Source organism: Shewanella indica, from assembly GCF_002836975.1.
In the GTDB taxonomy this organism is placed as follows: Bacteria; Pseudomonadota; Gammaproteobacteria; order Enterobacterales; family Shewanellaceae; genus Shewanella; species Shewanella indica.
On the sequence record NZ_NIJK01000052.1, the window covers coordinates 1 to 17,022 of the forward strand.

Below are 17,022 nucleotides of genomic sequence, written 5' to 3' on the forward strand. Positions count from 1 at the left end.
CCCGTATCGCGGCAGCGGTTGCCAAAGCCAAGGCCAAAAAAGCTGCGGCGGCATCTGAATCAACTGCGACCGATAATAATGTGGGAGCAGCGCAAGGCGCCGAAGTAAACCAAGTCGCAAGTCAAGCGACAAAACAAACCGCAGGCGACGACAGTAAACAAGCCCGTATCGCGGCAGCGGTTGCCAAAGCCAAGGCCAAAAAAGCTGCGGCGGCATCTGAATCAACTGCGACCGATAATAATGTGGGAGCAGCGCAAGGCGCCGAAGTAAACCAAGTCGCAAGTCAAGCGACAAAACAAACCGCAGGCGACGACAGTAAACAAGCCCGTATCGCGGCAGCGGTTGCCAAAGCCAAGGCCAAAAAAGCTGCGGCGGCATCTGAATCAACTGCGACCGATAATAATGACGTGGGATCAGCGCAAGGCGCCGAAGTAAACCAAGTCGCAAGTCAAGCTACAAGTCAAACCGCAAGCGATGACAGCAAACAGGCCCGTATCGCGGCAGCGCTTGCCAAAGCCAAGGCCAAAAAAGCTGCGGCGGCATCTGAATCAACTGCGACCGATAATAATGACGTGGGAGCAGCGCAAGGTGCCGAAGTAAACCAAGTCGCAAGCCAAGCGACAAAACAAACCGCAGACGACGACAGCAAACAGGCGCGTATTGCCAGGGCTGTAGCCAAAGCCAAACAAAAGGCCAAAGAGAAGGCGCTCAGCGCACAGGAGAAAGATTGATATGGCGTTTAAAATAGCCTCCTCCCCCCATGTCAGCCGGCCGCTGCAAACCAGCACTGTGATGCAAAGGGTGCTGCTCTGCGCCCTGCCCGGCTTGGTAGTCCAGTGTGTATTTTTTGGCTGGGGCAGCCTTATTCAGGTACTGCTGGCGGTGATGGTCGCTTTGATTTCAGAGGCCGCCATCCTCAAGTTGCGCAAACGCAAGGTACTTTCGACGCTGTCGGATAACAGCGCGGCTCTAACAGCGGTTCTTATCGGTATTGCCATACCGCCGCTCGCCCCTTGGTGGATGGTGGTGATAGGCACAAGTTTTGCCATCATCATGGCAAAACAGCTGTATGGCGGTTTGGGGAACAACCTGTTCAACCCGGCCATGGCCGCCTATGTGCTGCTGTTGGTAGCCTTCCCGGTACAGATGACCAGTTGGGTTGCTCCGGCGACGGTTGCCCAGCACTCTCCGGATTTTCTCACCAGCTTGCAGGTGATTTTCGGCGCCAGCCAAGGCAGCGTTGCCGAATACTTCCAGCTCGGTATCGATGGTGTCACCATGGCGACACCGCTTGATACGCTGAAGACGGATCTCTCTATGGGAATGACCACCACCGAAAGCCTGCAAAAACCGATTTTTGCCGGCACTATCAACAGTGGCTGGTTCTGGGTCAACCTGGCCTACCTGTGCGGCGGCCTGGCGCTGTTGAAGATGAAGCTTATCCGCTGGCATATCAGTGTTGGTGTATTGGCGTCGCTGTTTATCTGTAGCGGCTTTGCCTATGCGCTTGGGCCAGATACCCATGTCAGCCCGCTTATTCACCTGTTCAGTGGCGCCACCATGCTGGCGGCTTTCTTTATTGCCACAGATCCTGTAACCGCGCCGGCCAGTAACCGGGGCCGATTGATCTTCGGCGCCCTTATCGGCCTGGTGGTTTACCTTATCCGAAGCTTTGGCGGGTACCCTGACGCCTTTGCTTTTGCGGTGCTGCTGGCCAACCTGTGCGCCCCTTTGATCGACTACTATGTCAAACCCCGAGCCTATGGCCATCGTGCCGGACATTGATAGCAAGAGAGATAGACAGTGCAAAAATCCATGTTGAAAAATGGCCTGCTTTTGGGCCTGTTTGCCCTGATATGCACCGCTGTGGTGGCGGTTGTCAATGACAGTACCCGGGATGCGATTATGGCTCAGCAAAAGTTGGAGCTCAAACGCACCCTGGAGCAGATCATCCCTAATGAACTGCACGACAATCCGCTCGAGGAAAGCTGCATTCTATTGCAGGACAGAGACGCCCTGGGCACGACTCAGCCCATGCCGGCCTATATCGCTACCCAAAATGCCCAGCCAGTCGCCATTGCCATCGAAACCATAGCCCCAGATGGCTACAATGGTGAAATACGCTTGATCATAGGTATCAAGACTGACGGCACTGTGCTTGGGGTTCGCACCCTGTCGCATCAGGAAACCCCTGGGCTGGGTGACAAGATTGAGCGCAAAAAATCTGATTGGGTGGACAGCTTTATCGGCAGAAAGCTTCAGGGCAGTGATGACAAGGCCTGGCATGTGAAAAAAGACGGTGGTGAAATCGATCAGTTTACCGGGGCGACCATTACCCCCAGGGCCTACGTCAAGTCGATAAGAAATACCCTGGCCTTCTTTGAAGCCAATAAGCAGGCCCTCTTTTCGCAATCACAGACATGTGAGGCAAGCCAATGAGTTTATATCGTGATATCGCCTGGCAAGGCTTGTGGAAAAATAACCCCGGACTGGTGCAGATGTTGGGACTCTGCCCCCTGTTGGCGGTGACCTCTACCTTTACCAACGCCCTGGGGCTCGGACTCGCTACCGCAGTAGTGTTAATTGGTTCCAACACCACAGTATCCCTGGTGCGCAACTTTGTCCCCAAAGAGATCCGCATCCCCATCTTTGTGATGATCATTGCCGCACTGGTAACCGCAGTGCAGTTGCTAATCAATGCCTACGCCTACGGCCTCTACCTGTCTCTCGGTATTTTCCTGCCGCTTATCGTAACAAACTGCGTCATCATAGGCCGCGCCGAAGCCTTTGCCTCGCGTAATTCACCTATGGATGCCGCCTTTGACGGCTTGATGATGGGTATTGGCTTTACCTTGGTATTGATGGTGCTCGGTGGCGGCAGGGAAATACTGGGGCAAGGCACCCTATTTGACGGCGCCGATCTGCTTCTTGGGCCTTGGGCTGCGAGCCTGCGTATTGAAGTTTGGCAAGTCGATACCCCCTTCCTGCTGGCGATGTTGCCTCCCGGTGCCTTTTTGGGTATGGGACTGCTGATTGCCCTGAAAAACGCAATCGACAAGAAACTCGCCGATCGTCAACCCAGAGAGCAAACTGCGCCAGTGGAACGCGCCAGGATCACCAAAGTCAACTGAGGTCATTGAGTGAACAAAGACAAGAGACGGGCGATACTCGAACGCCTGCGGGACAATAATCCTCATCCCCAGACAGAGCTGAATTATTCCAGCCCTTTTGAATTACTGGTGGCGGTAACGCTTTCGGCGCAGGCAACCGACGTCAGTGTCAACAAGGCCACTGACAAGCTGTTTCCGGTGGCCAATACCCCACAGGCTATCGCAGACCTTGGGGTTGATGGGCTGAAGGAGTATATCAAGACCATAGGGCTCTATAACAATAAGGCCATCAATGTGGTGGCACTGTCCAAGATCCTTGTCGAGCAGTACAACGGCGAAGTCCCTGAAAACCGCGAGGCGTTGGAGTCACTGCCCGGGGTCGGCCGTAAGACGGCCAATGTGGTGCTCAACACCGCCTTTGGTTGGCCAACCATAGCGGTCGACACTCATATTTTCCGGGTCAGCAATCGCACCCGCTTTGCGCCGGGGAAAAATGTTCAGGAAGTAGAAGATAAACTGCTCAAAGTGGTGCCGGCCGAGTTCAAGGTTGACGTCCACCACTGGCTTATTCTTCACGGGCGCTATACCTGCATTGCCAGAAAGCCCCGCTGCGGCAGTTGTCTGATTGAAGATCTGTGTGAATTCAAAGAAAAAATCTATCCGGATGACTGATCCGGAAACGACAATGCCGCCCGAAGGCGGCATTGTCTTACGTATTCTTGCTCAACGCCAATCAGAACATCTGTACAATCATAGCGGCGAAAACGATTGCAATTACCAAGGTAGATCCAATAGCCATTTTCAATTCTGTAGTCATGCTTGTCTCCTGCATCCAGCTAAGATAGGGTTGACACCATTATTAATGAAGCAGACACAAATACCATGTTTATTTCATGGATTTGTGAACTGGCTATCAAGTTCGCAGCGGTCAGAGCCAATCCATTTGGGAGAGATTCTCAGTTCGCTGAATATTGCTTGATTATCCACGCTACGGAAACTCATTCAGTTTCCGCTATAGAACCAAAAGAGGTAGTAATGTCACAAGTTCTGCATACCATGCTTAGAGTGGGAAACCTTGAACGCAGCATCCATTTCTATACTGAAATCATGGGGATGAAGCTATTGCGTCAATCGGAAAATCCTGAATATAAATACACTCTGGCCTTTGTCGGCTACGGCGAAGAATCAAGCGGTCAGGCCGTCATCGAACTGACCTACAACTGGGGTACAGAGCAATATGATATGGGTAATGCCTTTGGTCATATCGCCATAGGTGAAGAAGATATCTATGCTCGCTGTGAAGCTATCAGCGCAGCCGGTGGCAAAGTTATCCGTGCACCGGGCCCAGTGGCCGGTGGCAGTACTGAAATCGCTTTTGTGGAAGATCCTGACGGTTACAAAATCGAGCTCATTCAAATGAGTTCAGCTGAAAACGGCTTGGGCTAACAACGCAAATGTAAAGAAGCCATCGGCAAAGCCGGTGGCTTTTGACCTACTTCCTAACAGCATTGAGCTAGCTGCGCCCAACCAGGGTTATAGCCTGCTTGCAGCTGATATTTCTGGCCAGTTCTCATACAAACCGCTTTATTGTTGCCCCCTTTCATAAAATCAGCTAATGGGTGGCAGTATTTAACATAAGCGCGACGGTAAAGCCGAGAAAAACGCTCACCTCCATAGCAGGTGAATTCAGTGTGACAAAAGAAAAGGCCGGAACATCTCCGGCCTCTTGCACTGATGCGCTTATAAAGCGCTGAGATTAATCTCAGGCTTCATCCTGCTTGTACTTGGCAGCAGTTTCCTTGATCAAGGTCTGTAGCTCCCCTTTTTGGTACATCTCGGTCAGGATATCGCAACCGCCGATCAGCTCACCTTCTACCCATAGCTGAGGAAAAGTCGGCCAATTGGCATACTTGGGCAATTCAGCACGGATATCAGGATGCTGCAGAATATCAACAAACGCGAACTGCTCGCCGATATTGATCATGATCTGAGCCACCTGAGAGGAAAAACCGCAGCTGGGTAATTTGGGCGAACCTTTCATGTAAAGGATGATGGGGTTTTCAGCAATTTGCTGCTTAATTTTTTCAACAGTTTCCATTTACGTTCCTGAGTACGACACTATATTTGATTCGCTATTGTACGCGAGAGAAACGCAGAACAAAATCACACTATTTGTAAGGTTATTTAGCCATTTGATTTTTCAATGATGTCAATCTGCTCAATCACTCAAACAATGATTCACTTCACAAATTTTATCGGTACAATAGGTGGCAGTGAGCAAGTCTGAAAATGATAAACCAAGTCCATGGAGAGATACTAATGGCTTTCGAATTACCCGCATTACCATATGCCAAGAACGCACTGGAACCCCACATTTCTCAGGAAACCATCGAATACCACTACGGTAAGCACCACAACACTTACGTGGTTAAGCTGAACGGTCTGATCGAAGGCACTGAATTCGCCGGCAAGACCCTGGAAGAGATAGTAAAAACCTCCAGCGGCGGTATTTTCAACAACGCAGCTCAGGTTTGGAACCACACTTTTTACTGGAATTGTCTGGCGCCTAACGGCGGCGGCGAAGCCACTGGTGCTGTAGCCGAAGCCATCAATGCTGCTTTCGGTTCTTTTGAAGCCTTCAAGACTCAGTTCACCGAGTCCGCGGTCAACAACTTTGGTAGCGGCTGGACCTGGCTGGTGAAAAAGGCGGATGGCACTGTCGCTATCGTTAACACCAGCAACGCAGCTACTCCGCTGACTGATGCTTCAGTAACCCCACTGCTGACCGTTGACGTTTGGGAACACGCTTACTACATCGACTACCGTAACGTTCGCCCTGACTACATGGCGCACTTCTGGCAGTTGCTTAACTGGGATTTTGTTAACCAGAACTTCGCCGGTTAATTCTCATCAAACTGAGTCACTGAAAAGGAGCCTGATGGCTCCTTTTTTATGGTTCACAAACACTTCCTCACCGACAAATCCAACCATCGTAAGCTCATAACGCCCCTTCACGCCACAAGTGCAACTATTGCTTTTGCAACTATTTGCCTTTGTTTTTATTTATGTTTTTTTGACATGCAACACAAATTAGTGTCTAAGATTAATGGTAGGTGACTGCCAAAGACAGTTCCCTTCCCAGACATATTTGGCGTTTCAGGGGGTTTAACATGGGCATATTTGAGCACTACCAACAGCGCTATGAGAAGAAACTCGATGAAGAATACACATTACAGGAGTTTCTCGAAATCTGTAAGCAAGATCGCAGCGCCTACGCTTCGGCAGCAGAAAGACTGCTAATCGCCATCGGTGAGCCGGAAGTGATCGACACTTCCAAAAATCAGGTTCTGAGCCGGATATTTTCTAACCGCTTAATCTCTCGCTATCCAGCGTTTAAAGACTTCTACGGCATGGAAGATGCCATAGAGCAGATAGTCTCTTACCTTAAACACTCGGCCCAAGGGCTGGAAGAATCCAAGCAGATCCTTTACCTGCTGGGACCTGTCGGTGGCGGTAAATCTTCGCTGGCAGAGAAGCTCAAGGCCTTGATGCAACAAGTGCCCATCTATATTCTCAGCGCCGATGGAGTCAGAAGTCCGGTCAACGACCACCCTTTCTGCCTGTTTGATGCCGAGGAAGATGGCAAGTTGTTGCAGGAAGAGTACCAGATCCCGACCCGTTATCTGCGCAGTATCATGTCGCCTTGGGCGGTCAAACGCCTGCATGAATTTGGCGGCGATATCTCTCGCTTCCGAGTCGTCAAAGTGTTTCCTTCGGTGCTGGATCAAATTGCCATCGCCAAAACTGAGCCAGGAGATGACAACAACCAGGACATCTCTTCTCTGGTGGGCAAGGTCGACATTCGCCAACTGGAGCACTTTGCCCAGAATGATGCTGATGCTTATTCCTATTCAGGAGCATTGTGCCGTGCCAACCAAGGCTTGATGGAGTTTGTGGAGATGTTCAAGGCACCGATCAAGGTGCTGCACCCACTGCTAACCGCCACTCAGGAAGGAAACTATAACGGCACTGAAGGTTTATCGGCCCTGCCCTTTAACGGCATTATTCTGGCTCACTCCAACGAGTCTGAATGGAGCAGCTTTAAAAATAATAAAAACAATGAAGCCTTTCTCGACCGTGTTTATATCGTTAAGGTGCCCTACTGCCTGCGGGTGTCGGAAGAGATGCAGATTTACCGCAAGCTTATCGCCAATTCAGAACTGACCAAGGCGCCCTGTGCCCCAGGCACACTGGAGACCTTGGCTCAATTCAGCGTGCTCTCAAGGATCAAGACCCCGGAGAACTCCTCCGTCTACTCCAAGATGCGGGTCTATGACGGTGAAAGCCTCAAGGATACCGACCCCAAGGCCAAGTCTTACCAGGAATATCGTGACTATGCCGGGGTCGATGAGGGTATGCACGGACTATCGACCCGCTTCGCGTTCAAGATCCTCTCCAAGGTCTTTAACTTCGACCATTCTGAAATTGCCGCCAACCCAGTGCACCTCTTCTATGTGCTGGAGCGGCAGATAGAGCAGGAGCAGTTCCCTTCCGATACCGCAGAAAGGTATATGGAGTTTCTGAAGGGCTATCTGATCCCTAAATATGTTGAGTTTATCGGCAAGGAGATCCAGACCGCTTATCTGGAATCTTACTCGGAATATGGTCAGAACATCTTCGACCGTTATGTCACCTATGCCGACTTCTGGATCCAGGATCAGGAGTACAGAGATCCGGAAACCGGCCAACTGTTTGACCGGGCCGCACTCAACGCCGAATTGGAGAAAATTGAAAAGCCGGCCGGGATAAGTAATCCCAAAGACTTCCGCAATGAGATAGTCAACTTTGTGCTCAGGGCCAGGGCCAATAACGATGGCAACAACCCGCAATGGACCAGCTATGAGAAACTCAGAACCGTGATCGAGAAGAAGATGTTCTCAAATACGGAAGATCTCCTGCCAGTCATTTCTTTCAACGCCAAGACCTCCACAGACGATCAGCGCAAACATGATGATTTCGTCAATCGTATGATGGAGAAAGGCTACACCAAGAAACAGGTGCGCCTGTTGTCCGAGTGGTACTTACGGGTACGTAAGTCCTCATAGCTGTGCCCTTTCGGGGCTCTCGGGCCCCGGTATTTGCTTTGGGAGGTGCGTATGGCGAACTTTATCGACAGGCGGTTGAATGCCAAAGGAAAGAGCACGGTTAACCGTCAGCGGTTTATTAACCGCTATAAACAACAAATTAAAAAAGCGGTCAGTGATGCCGTCACTCACCGCAGCGTCACAGATGTCGACAAGGGAGAAAAGATCAGTATCCCCACCAAGGATATCAGCGAGCCCGTGTTCCATCAAGGCCCTGGCGGCGTGCGTGAGCGAGTGCATCCGGGCAACGACCAATTTACCCGCGGCGACAAGATAGACAGGCCTCAGGGCGGCGGTGGTGGTGGCAGCGGCAAGGGCGATGCCTCGGACTCAGGCGAGGGTCAGGATGACTTTGTATTTCAAATCTCCAAAGATGAATACCTCGAGCTCTTGTTTGAAGATCTTGAGTTGCCCAACCTGCAGAAAAACCGCCTGAACAAACTGGTGGAATATCAAACTTACCGAGCCGGTTACACCAATGATGGTGTGCCCTCCAATATCAATATCGTCCGTTCTTTGAGATCGTCTCTGGCGCGGCGCACCGCCATGTCTGCAGACAAGAAGCGGCGACTGCTGGAGCTGGAAAACGAACTGGCAGAGCTGGAAAACACCCCGGGAGCCAGTGCCGAGCGGATTTTGCAACTCAAAGAGGAGATTGAGGAGCTTAAACAGCGCATCGCCAAGGTGCCCTTTATTGACACTTTCGATCTGCGCTACAACAACTTTGCCAAACGGGAAGTGCCCACCAGTCAAGCGGTGATGTTCTGTCTTATGGATGTCTCCGGCTCTATGGATCAGGCCACCAAGGATATGGCCAAACGCTTTTATATATTGTTGTACCTGTTTCTAACCCGCACTTACAAGAATCTAGAGGTCGTCTATATCCGTCATCACACCCAGGCCAAAGAAGTGGATGAACATGAGTTTTTCTACTCTCAGGAGACAGGCGGCACCATAGTTTCCAGTGCGCTGAAACTGATGCACGAAATTCAACAGGAACGCTATCCGGCCAATGAATGGAATATCTATGCCGCCCAGGCATCCGATGGCGACAACTGGGCAGATGACTCGCCCACCTGTTATCAGATCCTCGAAACACAACTGCTACCCGTAGTACGCTATTTCAGTTACATAGAAATCACCAACAGGGCGCACCAGACGCTCTGGCGTGAATATGAAACCCTGCAAAAACAATTCGATAATATGGCGGTACAACATATTCGCCAGGCGGAGGATATCTATCCCGTCTTCCGCGAATTGTTCAAGAAGCAGGCGGTTTAAGGGGAAGCGATTATGAGCAAAATGAAAACACGCCAGCCACTGAGCGACGGGCCTGAATGGACTTTTGAGCTGCTGGAAACCTATGAAAAGGAAATCGCCCGGGTCGCGGAGCATTATCGTCTTGGGACCTATCCCAATCAGATAGAGGTGATCACCGCCGAGCAGATGATGGACGCCTACGCCAGCATTGGGATGCCCATAGGGTACACTCACTGGTCCTTCGGTAAGCGTTTTATTGAAACCGAGCAGGGTTATAAGCGCGGCCAGATGGGGCTGGCTTATGAGATAGTCATCAACTCCAACCCCTGTATCGCCTATCTGATGGAAGAAAACACCCTCACCATGCAGGCCTTGGTGATAGCTCACGCCAGCTTTGGCCACAACAGTTTCTTCAAAAACAACTACCTGTTCCGCACCTGGACAGATACCGGTTCCATCATTGATTATCTTGTCTTTGCCAAGCAATACATCAGTGAATGCGAGCGTAAATATGGCATAGATGAGGTGGAAAACTTGTTGGACTCCTGCCACGCCTTAATGAATTATGGCGTCGACCGCTACAAGCGCCCAACAGAAATCTCGTTTCGTGAAGAGCAGGCGCGCCAGAAAGAGCGCGAGGCCTATCTGCAAACCCAGGTCAACGACTTGTGGCGCACCATCCCTTCACAGCAGACCAAGGAGGAAGCCAAACAGCAAAAACGTTTTCCGTCAGAGCCACAGGAAAACATCCTCTACTTTATCGAAAAACATGCTCCATTGCTGGAGCCCTGGCAACGGGAGCTGGTGCGTATCGTACGCAAGATGGGGCAGTATTTTTACCCGCAACGTCAAACCCAGGTAATGAACGAGGGCTGGGCCACCTTCTGGCATTACACCCTGCTCAATCATCTCTATGACGAAGGCTTGGTCACCGACAGATTTATGTTGGAGTTTTTACAAAGTCACACCAATGTGGTGGCTCAGCCCGCCTACAACAGCCCTTATTACAACGGCATAAACCCCTATGCCCTGGGGTTCAATATGTTCTGCGACATTCGCCGCATCTGCGAACAGCCAACTGAAGAAGATAGATATTGGTTCCCGGATATCGCCGGCAGCGATTGGCTGAAAACGCTGCATTTTGCCATGGAAAACTTCAAGGATGAGAGCTTCATCAGCCAGTATCTATCCCCCACCATGATCCGCAAATTCAAGTTGTTTGGCGTACTCGATGATGAAAGCAAAAACTATCTGTCGGTATCTGCCATCCATGATGAACAGGGATACCGGGAGATCAGGCAAATTTTGTCTTCACAATATAATCTGTCCAACAATGAGCCCAATATTCAGGTTCATAATGTCATGGTCAATGGCGATCGCTCGCTGACACTGAGGTATATCCCCAGTAACGGCATTCCTCTGGCAGACAGTTGCCGGGAAGTACTCAAACACCTGCATAGATTGTGGGGATTTGATGTAACCCTGGAGCAGAAAGAGGATGACGGCGAGATCAGAGTACTGGCCTCTTGTCCTGACAAAGGCGAATATATCTGACCGTCATCTGAGTAGGTTGTCCCACCTTGCCTCACAGGCCATTTACTCACAACGCAAAACAGAAGCTCCTGCTATACGCAAGAGCCTTTCTGTTTCATTGAGTTAGCTTCTACCTGTTAGTTTAGCGGCATCCTTAAACAGGGTAAAAAAGTTATCTGTGGTGTATTGGGCCAACTCTTCAAAGGACTCACCTCTGAGCTCGGCAACAAACTCGGCGACATCACGAACAAAGGCTGGCTGATTCTCTTTTCCCCGGTGAGGCACGGGTGCCAGATAAGGCGAATCGGTTTCGACCAGCAGCCTGTCTTTGGGGATTTTACGGATAACACTTCGTAGCTCACCGGCATTTTTAAAGCTGACGATACCGGAAACCGAAATATAAAAACCCAGATCCATCGCCGCCTTGGCCATTTCCCAGTTCTCGGTAAAGCAGTGCAGTACCCCGCCGCACTGTTCAGCGCCACCGTTCTTCAATATGGCTATGGTGTCTTCTCTGGCATCCCGGGTATGAACAATCAAAGGCTTGGCCACTTCTCTTGCCAGCGCCACTTGTTGCTCAAAGCATTGTTGCTGCAAGGCCTTGGTATCATCGGCATAGAAATAATCCAGCCCTGTCTCGCCAATGGCCACAACTTTCGGGTCGGCGGCATAACGCTTGAGTTCATTGAGATCCAATCCCTCTTTCACATCCAGAGGATGCACCCCGGAAGACAGGAACACCTGCTCAAACCCGGCGACTTTGGCCTTCATCTCTGCAAAACCTTTTTGCCGGACATTGACGCAAAGAAAATAGTCTACCCCCCGAGCCTTGGCGGCATCGAGCAACTGACTGAGACTGTCGGGATCCGGCGCGGCTTTGAGGCGGTCGAGATGGCAATGGGAATCAACTAACACTTGAACATCCACCCAAAATAGAAAAGGACGGCAAGGATAGCGCCCTACATAGTGCAGGTCAAATCGCCCGAGGCCAGCTCTCTGGAGAGGAGTTTTTCGATATGATGCTTGTGTGATTCGGGATCCGAGAGAATTTTAACCCCTATTCCGGCCGGCCGTCCTCCGGAAGCGCCGAGCGGGTTAATCCACACCACGACCCCCTGAAACTCATTGACATGAGTGGAGCCCGGCAAACGATAACCTATCTGGATCTCCTGACCGAGGAAATGCCCCTCGGTCGTTGCCACAAACAGGCCCGCCGGCTGAATAAAAGGCATGTAAGCACGATACAACTGGTGCAGGGTGTCAAAATTCACTGTCAGATCGACCATAGGATACTTTTTAAGTTTTCAGTCTCTTATATTCTAAGACATAATTCTGGCAAAGCGCCAAGTAGTTGACACTCGGCATCTGGCTCAGACGATTACAGGTATCCATCACCTTGGCAGCCAGGGTCGCTATTCGCGTCCGTAGCAAGGGGTCCTCCCCTTCGGTGGTTAACAGCTCTCTATGTAACACCAAGTATAAAACTCTAAGTACATCAGAGATTTGTTCCTCACCTACTGTTAACAAACTAGCACACAGATGGCCCGTTAACAAACTGGCCCGCCAATCGCGGCGATAATCCAATAAGGTCTGGTATCTGTCAGATTGCAAAACCTCTGCCAATTTTAGCGGCCCGCCGACGACGGGCAAGCACCAGGTAACATCGGCCGGCAGCGGCAATTGCTGCGCCAACCAGGACTGAATGGCACTCTTGTCCGGCAGTTTTACCTGCACTCTCTGACAACGACTGGATATGGTCGGCAGCAGCCCGGCGGTGCTGTCGGTCTGAAGAATAATCAGCGTCCCCTGCCCCGGCTCTTCCAGGGTTTTCAACAGTGCATTAGCCGCAGCTTGATTGAGGCGCTCACTTTGGGCGATAAGCGCCACACGCCGCCCACCTTGCTGGGCCGTGGAGGTGAGATCCTGACAAAGCGCCCGCACCTGATCCACTTTTATCTGTTTACCATCGGCTTCGAGAAGATGAAAATCGGGATGATTGCCGGCGAGCAGCAGTTGGCAGCTCTTGCAATGACCGCACTCTCCCCAAGCTGTGGGTTCGCTGCACAAGGCCGCCGCGGCTATCTCTTCGGCAAGCTTCAGGCCGCCATAGCCCTGGGAAAGCCCCAGCAGCAAGGCATGAGGCATCTGAGCCGAGTGCAGTTGCTGCATAAAACGGGCTTTGGCGTCACTCAACCAGGGCATGTCCACTTTCATCACTCCTTATACCGCGTGCTTACCAATCTTTGGTTTGCAACACAGCCAGAATATCTTTATGTACTTCGGCCATGCTCTGACTGGCGTCGATAACCGCTATGCTGTCGTCCTGTTGTGCCAGGCTCAGATAGGTGGCACGGGTGCGTTCAAAGAAGGCCAGTTCCTGCTGCTCGATTCGATCCAGCTCACCACGGTTGGCGGCGCGGGTTAGCCCAAGGCTTGGCTCTATGTCGAGATATAGGGTCAAGTCTGGTTTAAAATCCCCAAGGGTGGCGGCACTGACTGCGCTGACCAATGGCATCAAACCTCGACCACCGCCCTGATAAGCCAGGGACGACAGGTTGTGTCTGTCGCCGAGTACCCAACTGCCCTCGGCCAGTGCCGGCTTGATCACTCGGGCCACCAGTTGCGCCCTGGCGGCATACAGCAGCAGACATTCAGATTCATCACACAGAGGGTCGCTTGCATCGGCCACCTTCACCAAGTCGCGGATCTTCTCCGCCAACGGGGTACCGCCCGGCTCACGGGTACAGACAGGTGCCTTACCGGTATGTTTTTCGATAAAGTCTCGCACCAATGCGATGGCGCTGGACTTACCGGCGCCTTCCAGGCCCTCGATAACGATAAATTTTGCAGTGGCTTTTTGTGGCATTATCTCTTTCTCTGATACTGGTTCACGGCGCGGTTATGTTCGGCCAGTGTACGGGAAAATACATGACTGCCGTCATTGCGGGAAACGAAGTAGAGGTACTCTACGGCTTCCGGGTGTGCGGCCGCCAGCAAGGCTTCCCGCCCGGGCGCGGCAATAGGCGTTGGCGGCAGTCCAAAAATACGATAGGTGTTAAATGGCGTTTTTTCACGCAGATCTTTACGGGTGATATTGCCATCAAAGCGCTCACCCATGCCGTAAATTACGGTGGGATCTGTCTGCAAACGCATGCCTTTTTTCAAGCGATTGACAAATACCGCCGCTATTTTGCCGCGCTCCTCTGCCAGGCCAGTTTCCTTTTCTATAATGGAAGCCAGGATCAAGAGTTCATAGGGACTCTTGAGCGGAATACTCTGATCCCGCTGCTGCCAGATACTCTCCAACTGTTGCTGCATCTTGATAAAGCTTTGGGTCAACAACGTATTGAGCTCAGTGCCGGCACGATACTGATAGGTATCCGGGAAAAATTTGCCTTCCGGCAAGCCGCTGCTATCCCCTTGGGCTTCGAGCACATCGATAAACGGCTCGTCGCTGACTTTTAGATGCGCCAGGGTCTGCAGATACGCTTGCCACTCACGAATAGTCTTGCCCTCTACCAGCGTCAGGGTAAAGGTCTTCTCGTCACCGGCCACCAGCCGCTCCAGCAAAGACACTGGTGTATCGCCGGGTTCAATCTGGTAGAGACCGCTGCGAATGGCGGTCATCTGTGGGTAAAGCTTACCCCAGAGCTTCCAGTGCCAGTCAAACTCCAACAGCTGCTGATTTTGCAGCTCTTGCCCCAACTGGTAAAAGGAGGTGCCTCGTTTCAGCAGCAGCTCTCTGGGTTCGTCCAGTTTCAGCTCGGTGGCCGCAAAGCGGTTGAGTTCGCTATAACCCCAAAAGCCGACGCCCAGCGCCAGAGTCATCAGGGTAAACACAAAGGCCAGGGCCGCAACTAAGCATTTTTTCATAATTGGATAGCAAGTGCCTTGCGAAGAGGTGTGCTGCCGGGCCAGAGTTCAAAGTTTTGCTGATCCACAGCAATAACATCGACCAAACCCAACAGGCTGTTACTGATAAAGAGGTGCCGCGCCCGTTGCAGCATCTCTGTTTTGATAGGGCACAGCTGCACGTCAATGCCCAGGTCGAGCAAGGCCACGATCAACTGCTGTCGCATCACTCCGGAGACACCAGAGTAATTCATGGCCGGTGAATATGCCGTCAGTTTACCTTGCTCATTAGGTAGTAGCAGAAACAGATTGGCCATCGAGGATTCGAGCAGTAAATCGTCGCAATCCAGTACCAACCAATCATCAAAGCCTTCAGGCAATAACTGCGCCTTGATAAGCACCTGTTCCAGACGGTTGAGGTGTTTGATGCCGGCAAGCCTAGGCTGTTTGCCAAGCCTGATGGATGAGGTCTTGAGGGCAATCCCTTTTTGCTGCCAATCTGGGTAATGCGCCGGCAATGGCGCCAGGCTGATGACTTCGGTGACTAAAGCGTCTGCCGGCGGCGTATAACCACGTCCCCCCTCTCCCCGGGTGAGCTGCAACTTAAGGCAGCTATGGGGATTGGCGGCGGCGATACGCTTGAGGCTTGAGCGCAAGGCATCCGATGCCTGCCAGACAAAACCCAAACGCAGCGCCCCCTGAGTCAAGCGGGTAAGATGTTCATTCAGAAAGGCTATCTGTCCCTTACCATCTACCGCCATGGTTGCAAACAGACCATCACCATAGGTAAAGCCTCGATCGCGAACGCAGACGCTATCCTGCTCTTTTCCCTGAACCCAGACACCACTCATGCGCAATCCAGGGCTCAGTCCTGGCTGATCCGACTGGCGACCGCATCCTGCTGATCGCGATACTTGGCGTTCTTGCGGGTATTGTAGGGTCTGGCCACAGGACGAGACAGGCGCTCAAAGTTCAGTGCCCCTATGGTCATCATGGGACGCAATGCCAGCGGTAATTTACCGCTGTTGTAAAACTCAAGCACAATCCGCCCCTGCCAGCCCGGATCGATACGGTGCGCGGTTACGTGCACCATCAAGCCCAGACGCGCCAGTGATGAACGACCATCAAGCCAACCGACTATGTCGGAAGGCAGGTGAACACTCTCATAGGTAACCGCCAATGCCAGCTCGCCCGGATGCAGAAAGAAGGCTTCGCCATCGGCGATATCAATCTGCTCGCTCATCACTCTATCCAGCGCGGCCTGCACTTCGGCCTTGGGACCACTGAGATCTATATAAGGCGCAGTGTGATCCTTGAACACCCGAAACTGGTTACCCAGACGCACATCAACACTCACGCCACTGATGGCCTCTATGCCGGGACGGGGATCTATGACTATGCTGCCCTCGTCCAGACATTGTTCAATTTCGATATCAGTTAATCGCATTTCGCCTTCTAGCTCCCTGGATTCTTGTGGTTATTTCGCCAGCAAATGCTGGATTCTGGCCTTGAGAATATCGGTGGCAATCCGGTTCTTGCCGCCCCTTGGCACTATGATGTCTGCATACTGCTTTGAGGGTTCGATAAACTGCAGAAACATGGGTCTTACCGTTTTCTGATATTGGCTGATCACTGACTCCATGGTGCGGCCTCGCTCGGCCACATCACGGGTCAGACGTCGCAGCAGACAGATATCCAGCGGTGTATCCATAAACACGCTGGCATCCATCAGTTCACGCAGCTTAGGGTCGGTCAACAGCAGAATACCTTCGAGAATGATGACCTTTTTAGGGGTCATCTTCAAGGTATCGCTGGTGCGGGTATGCTCGGCGTAGCTATAGCAGGGAATGTCCACTGCTTGCCCCTGCTTGAGCGCTACCAGGTGAGTGCTGAGCAGTTCATGGTCCAACGCCTTGGGATGGTCGTAGTTGGTCTTGACCCTCTCCTCCATGGACATATGGCTCTGATCCCGATAGTAGGCATCCTCATTGATAACCCCTATCTGATCTGTCCCTAAGTCTCGGCATAGCTCTTCAAATATGGTCTTGGCGATCAAACTTTTACCTGACGCCGAAGCCCCTGCTATCCCGATAACGACACACTGTGGCGAATTCATGCTGCGA

Annotated in this window: 18 protein-coding genes and 1 pseudogene; 10 read left to right on the forward strand and 9 right to left on the reverse strand. The window is 51.8% G+C overall.

What is annotated here, in order from left to right; translation table 11 throughout:
* The 6 genes and pseudogenes from CX650_RS18035 to gloA all read left to right on the forward strand — a co-directional run.
* A pseudogene (locus tag CX650_RS18035) lies at positions 1–731 on the forward strand (electron transport complex subunit RsxC); the annotation flags it as partial.
* Between the two features lies 1 nt (position 732).
* The gene (gene rsxD, locus CX650_RS18040; protein WP_101096627.1) at positions 733–1,785 is read left to right on the forward strand and encodes an electron transport complex subunit RsxD; all 1,053 of its coding nucleotides are present in this window, start codon (positions 733–735) and stop codon (positions 1,783–1,785) included.
* 18 nt (positions 1,786–1,803) lie between these two features.
* Positions 1,804–2,439, forward strand: a complete 636-nt coding sequence (gene rsxG, locus CX650_RS18045) for an electron transport complex subunit RsxG (RefSeq protein WP_189484294.1) — start codon at positions 1,804–1,806, stop codon at positions 2,437–2,439.
* Positions 2,436–3,131, forward strand: a complete 696-nt coding sequence (locus CX650_RS18050; RefSeq protein ID WP_039033976.1) for an electron transport complex subunit E — start codon at positions 2,436–2,438, stop codon at positions 3,129–3,131. The genes rsxG and CX650_RS18050 overlap by 4 nt, the downstream gene beginning before the upstream one ends.
* Positions 3,132–3,140: 9 nt before the next feature.
* Positions 3,141–3,782: an endonuclease III gene (gene nth, locus CX650_RS18055; protein ID WP_039033975.1), complete on the forward strand. Its 642-nt coding sequence runs from the start codon at positions 3,141–3,143 to the stop codon at positions 3,780–3,782.
* 363 nt (positions 3,783–4,145) lie between these two features.
* Positions 4,146–4,556: a lactoylglutathione lyase gene (gloA, locus tag CX650_RS18060; RefSeq protein WP_039033974.1), complete on the forward strand. Its 411-nt coding sequence runs from the start codon at positions 4,146–4,148 to the stop codon at positions 4,554–4,556.
* 316 nt (positions 4,557–4,872) lie between these two features.
* Here gloA and CX650_RS18065 read toward each other — a convergent pair whose 3' ends face one another.
* Entirely contained in the window at positions 4,873–5,208 is a 336-nt protein-coding gene (locus CX650_RS18065; protein ID WP_039033973.1) for a Grx4 family monothiol glutaredoxin, read from the reverse strand.
* A gap of 221 nt (positions 5,209–5,429) precedes the next feature.
* Here CX650_RS18065 and sodB point away from each other — a divergent pair, with 221 nt between their 5' ends.
* The 4 genes from sodB (at position 5,430) to CX650_RS18085 (ending at position 11,068) form a co-directional block, all read left to right on the forward strand.
* The gene (sodB, locus tag CX650_RS18070) at positions 5,430–6,014 is read left to right on the forward strand and encodes a superoxide dismutase [Fe] (protein ID WP_025011619.1); all 585 of its coding nucleotides are present in this window, start codon (positions 5,430–5,432) and stop codon (positions 6,012–6,014) included.
* A 266-nt stretch (positions 6,015–6,280) separates the two neighbouring features.
* A complete protein-coding gene (locus CX650_RS18075; RefSeq protein WP_039033972.1) occupies positions 6,281–8,215 on the forward strand; it encodes a PrkA family serine protein kinase in 1,935 nt (644 codons plus the stop codon).
* Positions 8,216–8,266: 51 nt separating this feature from the next.
* A complete protein-coding gene (locus CX650_RS18080; RefSeq protein ID WP_101096629.1) occupies positions 8,267–9,535 on the forward strand; it encodes a YeaH/YhbH family protein in 1,269 nt (422 codons plus the stop codon).
* A 12-nt stretch (positions 9,536–9,547) separates the two neighbouring features.
* Positions 9,548–11,068: a SpoVR family protein gene (locus tag CX650_RS18085; RefSeq protein ID WP_101096630.1), complete on the forward strand. Its 1,521-nt coding sequence runs from the start codon at positions 9,548–9,550 to the stop codon at positions 11,066–11,068.
* Positions 11,069–11,170: 102 nt separating this feature from the next.
* Here the strand turns inward: CX650_RS18085 and CX650_RS18090 are convergent, their stop codons facing one another.
* The 8 genes from CX650_RS18090 to udk are packed head-to-tail and all read right to left on the reverse strand — an operon-like array spanning position 11,171 to position 17,015.
* Positions 11,171–11,962, reverse strand: coding sequence for a TatD family hydrolase (locus CX650_RS18090; RefSeq protein WP_039034016.1), 792 nt, complete (start codon positions 11,960–11,962; stop codon positions 11,171–11,173).
* Between the two features lie 44 nt (positions 11,963–12,006).
* Positions 12,007–12,333, reverse strand: a complete 327-nt coding sequence (locus CX650_RS18095) for a PilZ domain-containing protein (protein ID WP_025011164.1) — start codon at positions 12,331–12,333, stop codon at positions 12,007–12,009.
* A gap of 10 nt (positions 12,334–12,343) precedes the next feature.
* Positions 12,344–13,261: a DNA polymerase III subunit delta' gene (holB, locus tag CX650_RS18100; RefSeq protein ID WP_101096631.1), complete on the reverse strand. Its 918-nt coding sequence runs from the start codon at positions 13,259–13,261 to the stop codon at positions 12,344–12,346.
* 19 nt (positions 13,262–13,280) lie between these two features.
* Positions 13,281–13,913, reverse strand: a complete 633-nt coding sequence (gene tmk, locus CX650_RS18105; RefSeq protein ID WP_025887713.1) for a dTMP kinase — start codon at positions 13,911–13,913, stop codon at positions 13,281–13,283.
* Positions 13,913–14,920 carry an endolytic transglycosylase MltG gene (gene mltG, locus CX650_RS18110; protein ID WP_101096632.1) on the reverse strand — a complete coding sequence of 336 codons (1,008 nt, stop codon included), beginning with the start codon at positions 14,918–14,920 and terminating at the stop codon, positions 13,913–13,915. The genes tmk and mltG overlap by 1 nt, the downstream gene beginning before the upstream one ends.
* Positions 14,917–15,750 (reverse strand): aminodeoxychorismate lyase, encoded by an 834-nt coding sequence (gene pabC, locus CX650_RS18115; protein WP_101096633.1) that lies wholly within the window; start codon positions 15,748–15,750, stop codon positions 14,917–14,919. The genes mltG and pabC overlap by 4 nt, the downstream gene beginning before the upstream one ends.
* A gap of 14 nt (positions 15,751–15,764) precedes the next feature.
* Positions 15,765–16,346 (reverse strand): dCTP deaminase, encoded by a 582-nt coding sequence (dcd, locus tag CX650_RS18120; protein ID WP_071477180.1) that lies wholly within the window; start codon positions 16,344–16,346, stop codon positions 15,765–15,767.
* Between the two features lie 30 nt (positions 16,347–16,376).
* Complete coding sequence (udk, locus tag CX650_RS18125) at positions 16,377–17,015, reverse strand: uridine kinase (RefSeq protein WP_100142708.1); 639 nt, start codon at positions 17,013–17,015, stop codon at positions 16,377–16,379.
* Positions 17,016–17,022 lie beyond the last annotated feature (7 nt).

Bases quoted from the DNA above. Each gene is read 5' to 3' on its own strand.
- mltG (WP_101096632.1), bottom strand. From the start codon at position 14,920: ATGAAAAAATGCTTAGTTGCGGCCCTGGCCTTTGTGTTTACCCTGATG.
- CX650_RS18065 (WP_039033973.1), bottom strand. From the start codon at position 5,208: ATGGAAACTGTTGAAAAAATTAAGCAGCAAATTGCTGAAAACCCCATC.
- pabC (WP_101096633.1), bottom strand. From the start codon at position 15,750: ATGAGTGGTGTCTGGGTTCAGGGAAAAGAGCAGGATAGCGTCTGCGTT.
- udk (WP_100142708.1), bottom strand. From the start codon at position 17,015: ATGAATTCGCCACAGTGTGTCGTTATCGGGATAGCAGGGGCTTCGGCG.
- CX650_RS18085 (WP_101096630.1), top strand. From the start codon at position 9,548: ATGAGCAAAATGAAAACACGCCAGCCACTGAGCGACGGGCCTGAATGG.
- sodB (WP_025011619.1), top strand. From the start codon at position 5,430: ATGGCTTTCGAATTACCCGCATTACCATATGCCAAGAACGCACTGGAA.
- CX650_RS18050 (WP_039033976.1), top strand. From the start codon at position 2,436: ATGAGTTTATATCGTGATATCGCCTGGCAAGGCTTGTGGAAAAATAAC.
- dcd (WP_071477180.1), bottom strand. From the start codon at position 16,346: ATGCGATTAACTGATATCGAAATTGAACAATGTCTGGACGAGGGCAGC.
- CX650_RS18075 (WP_039033972.1), top strand. From the start codon at position 6,281: ATGGGCATATTTGAGCACTACCAACAGCGCTATGAGAAGAAACTCGAT.
- holB (WP_101096631.1), bottom strand. From the start codon at position 13,261: ATGAAAGTGGACATGCCCTGGTTGAGTGACGCCAAAGCCCGTTTTATG.
- rsxD (WP_101096627.1), top strand. From the start codon at position 733: ATGGCGTTTAAAATAGCCTCCTCCCCCCATGTCAGCCGGCCGCTGCAA.
- CX650_RS18080 (WP_101096629.1), top strand. From the start codon at position 8,267: ATGGCGAACTTTATCGACAGGCGGTTGAATGCCAAAGGAAAGAGCACG.
- tmk (WP_025887713.1), bottom strand. From the start codon at position 13,913: ATGCCACAAAAAGCCACTGCAAAATTTATCGTTATCGAGGGCCTGGAA.
- CX650_RS18095 (WP_025011164.1), bottom strand. From the start codon at position 12,333: ATGGTCGATCTGACAGTGAATTTTGACACCCTGCACCAGTTGTATCGT.
- gloA (WP_039033974.1), top strand. From the start codon at position 4,146: ATGTCACAAGTTCTGCATACCATGCTTAGAGTGGGAAACCTTGAACGC.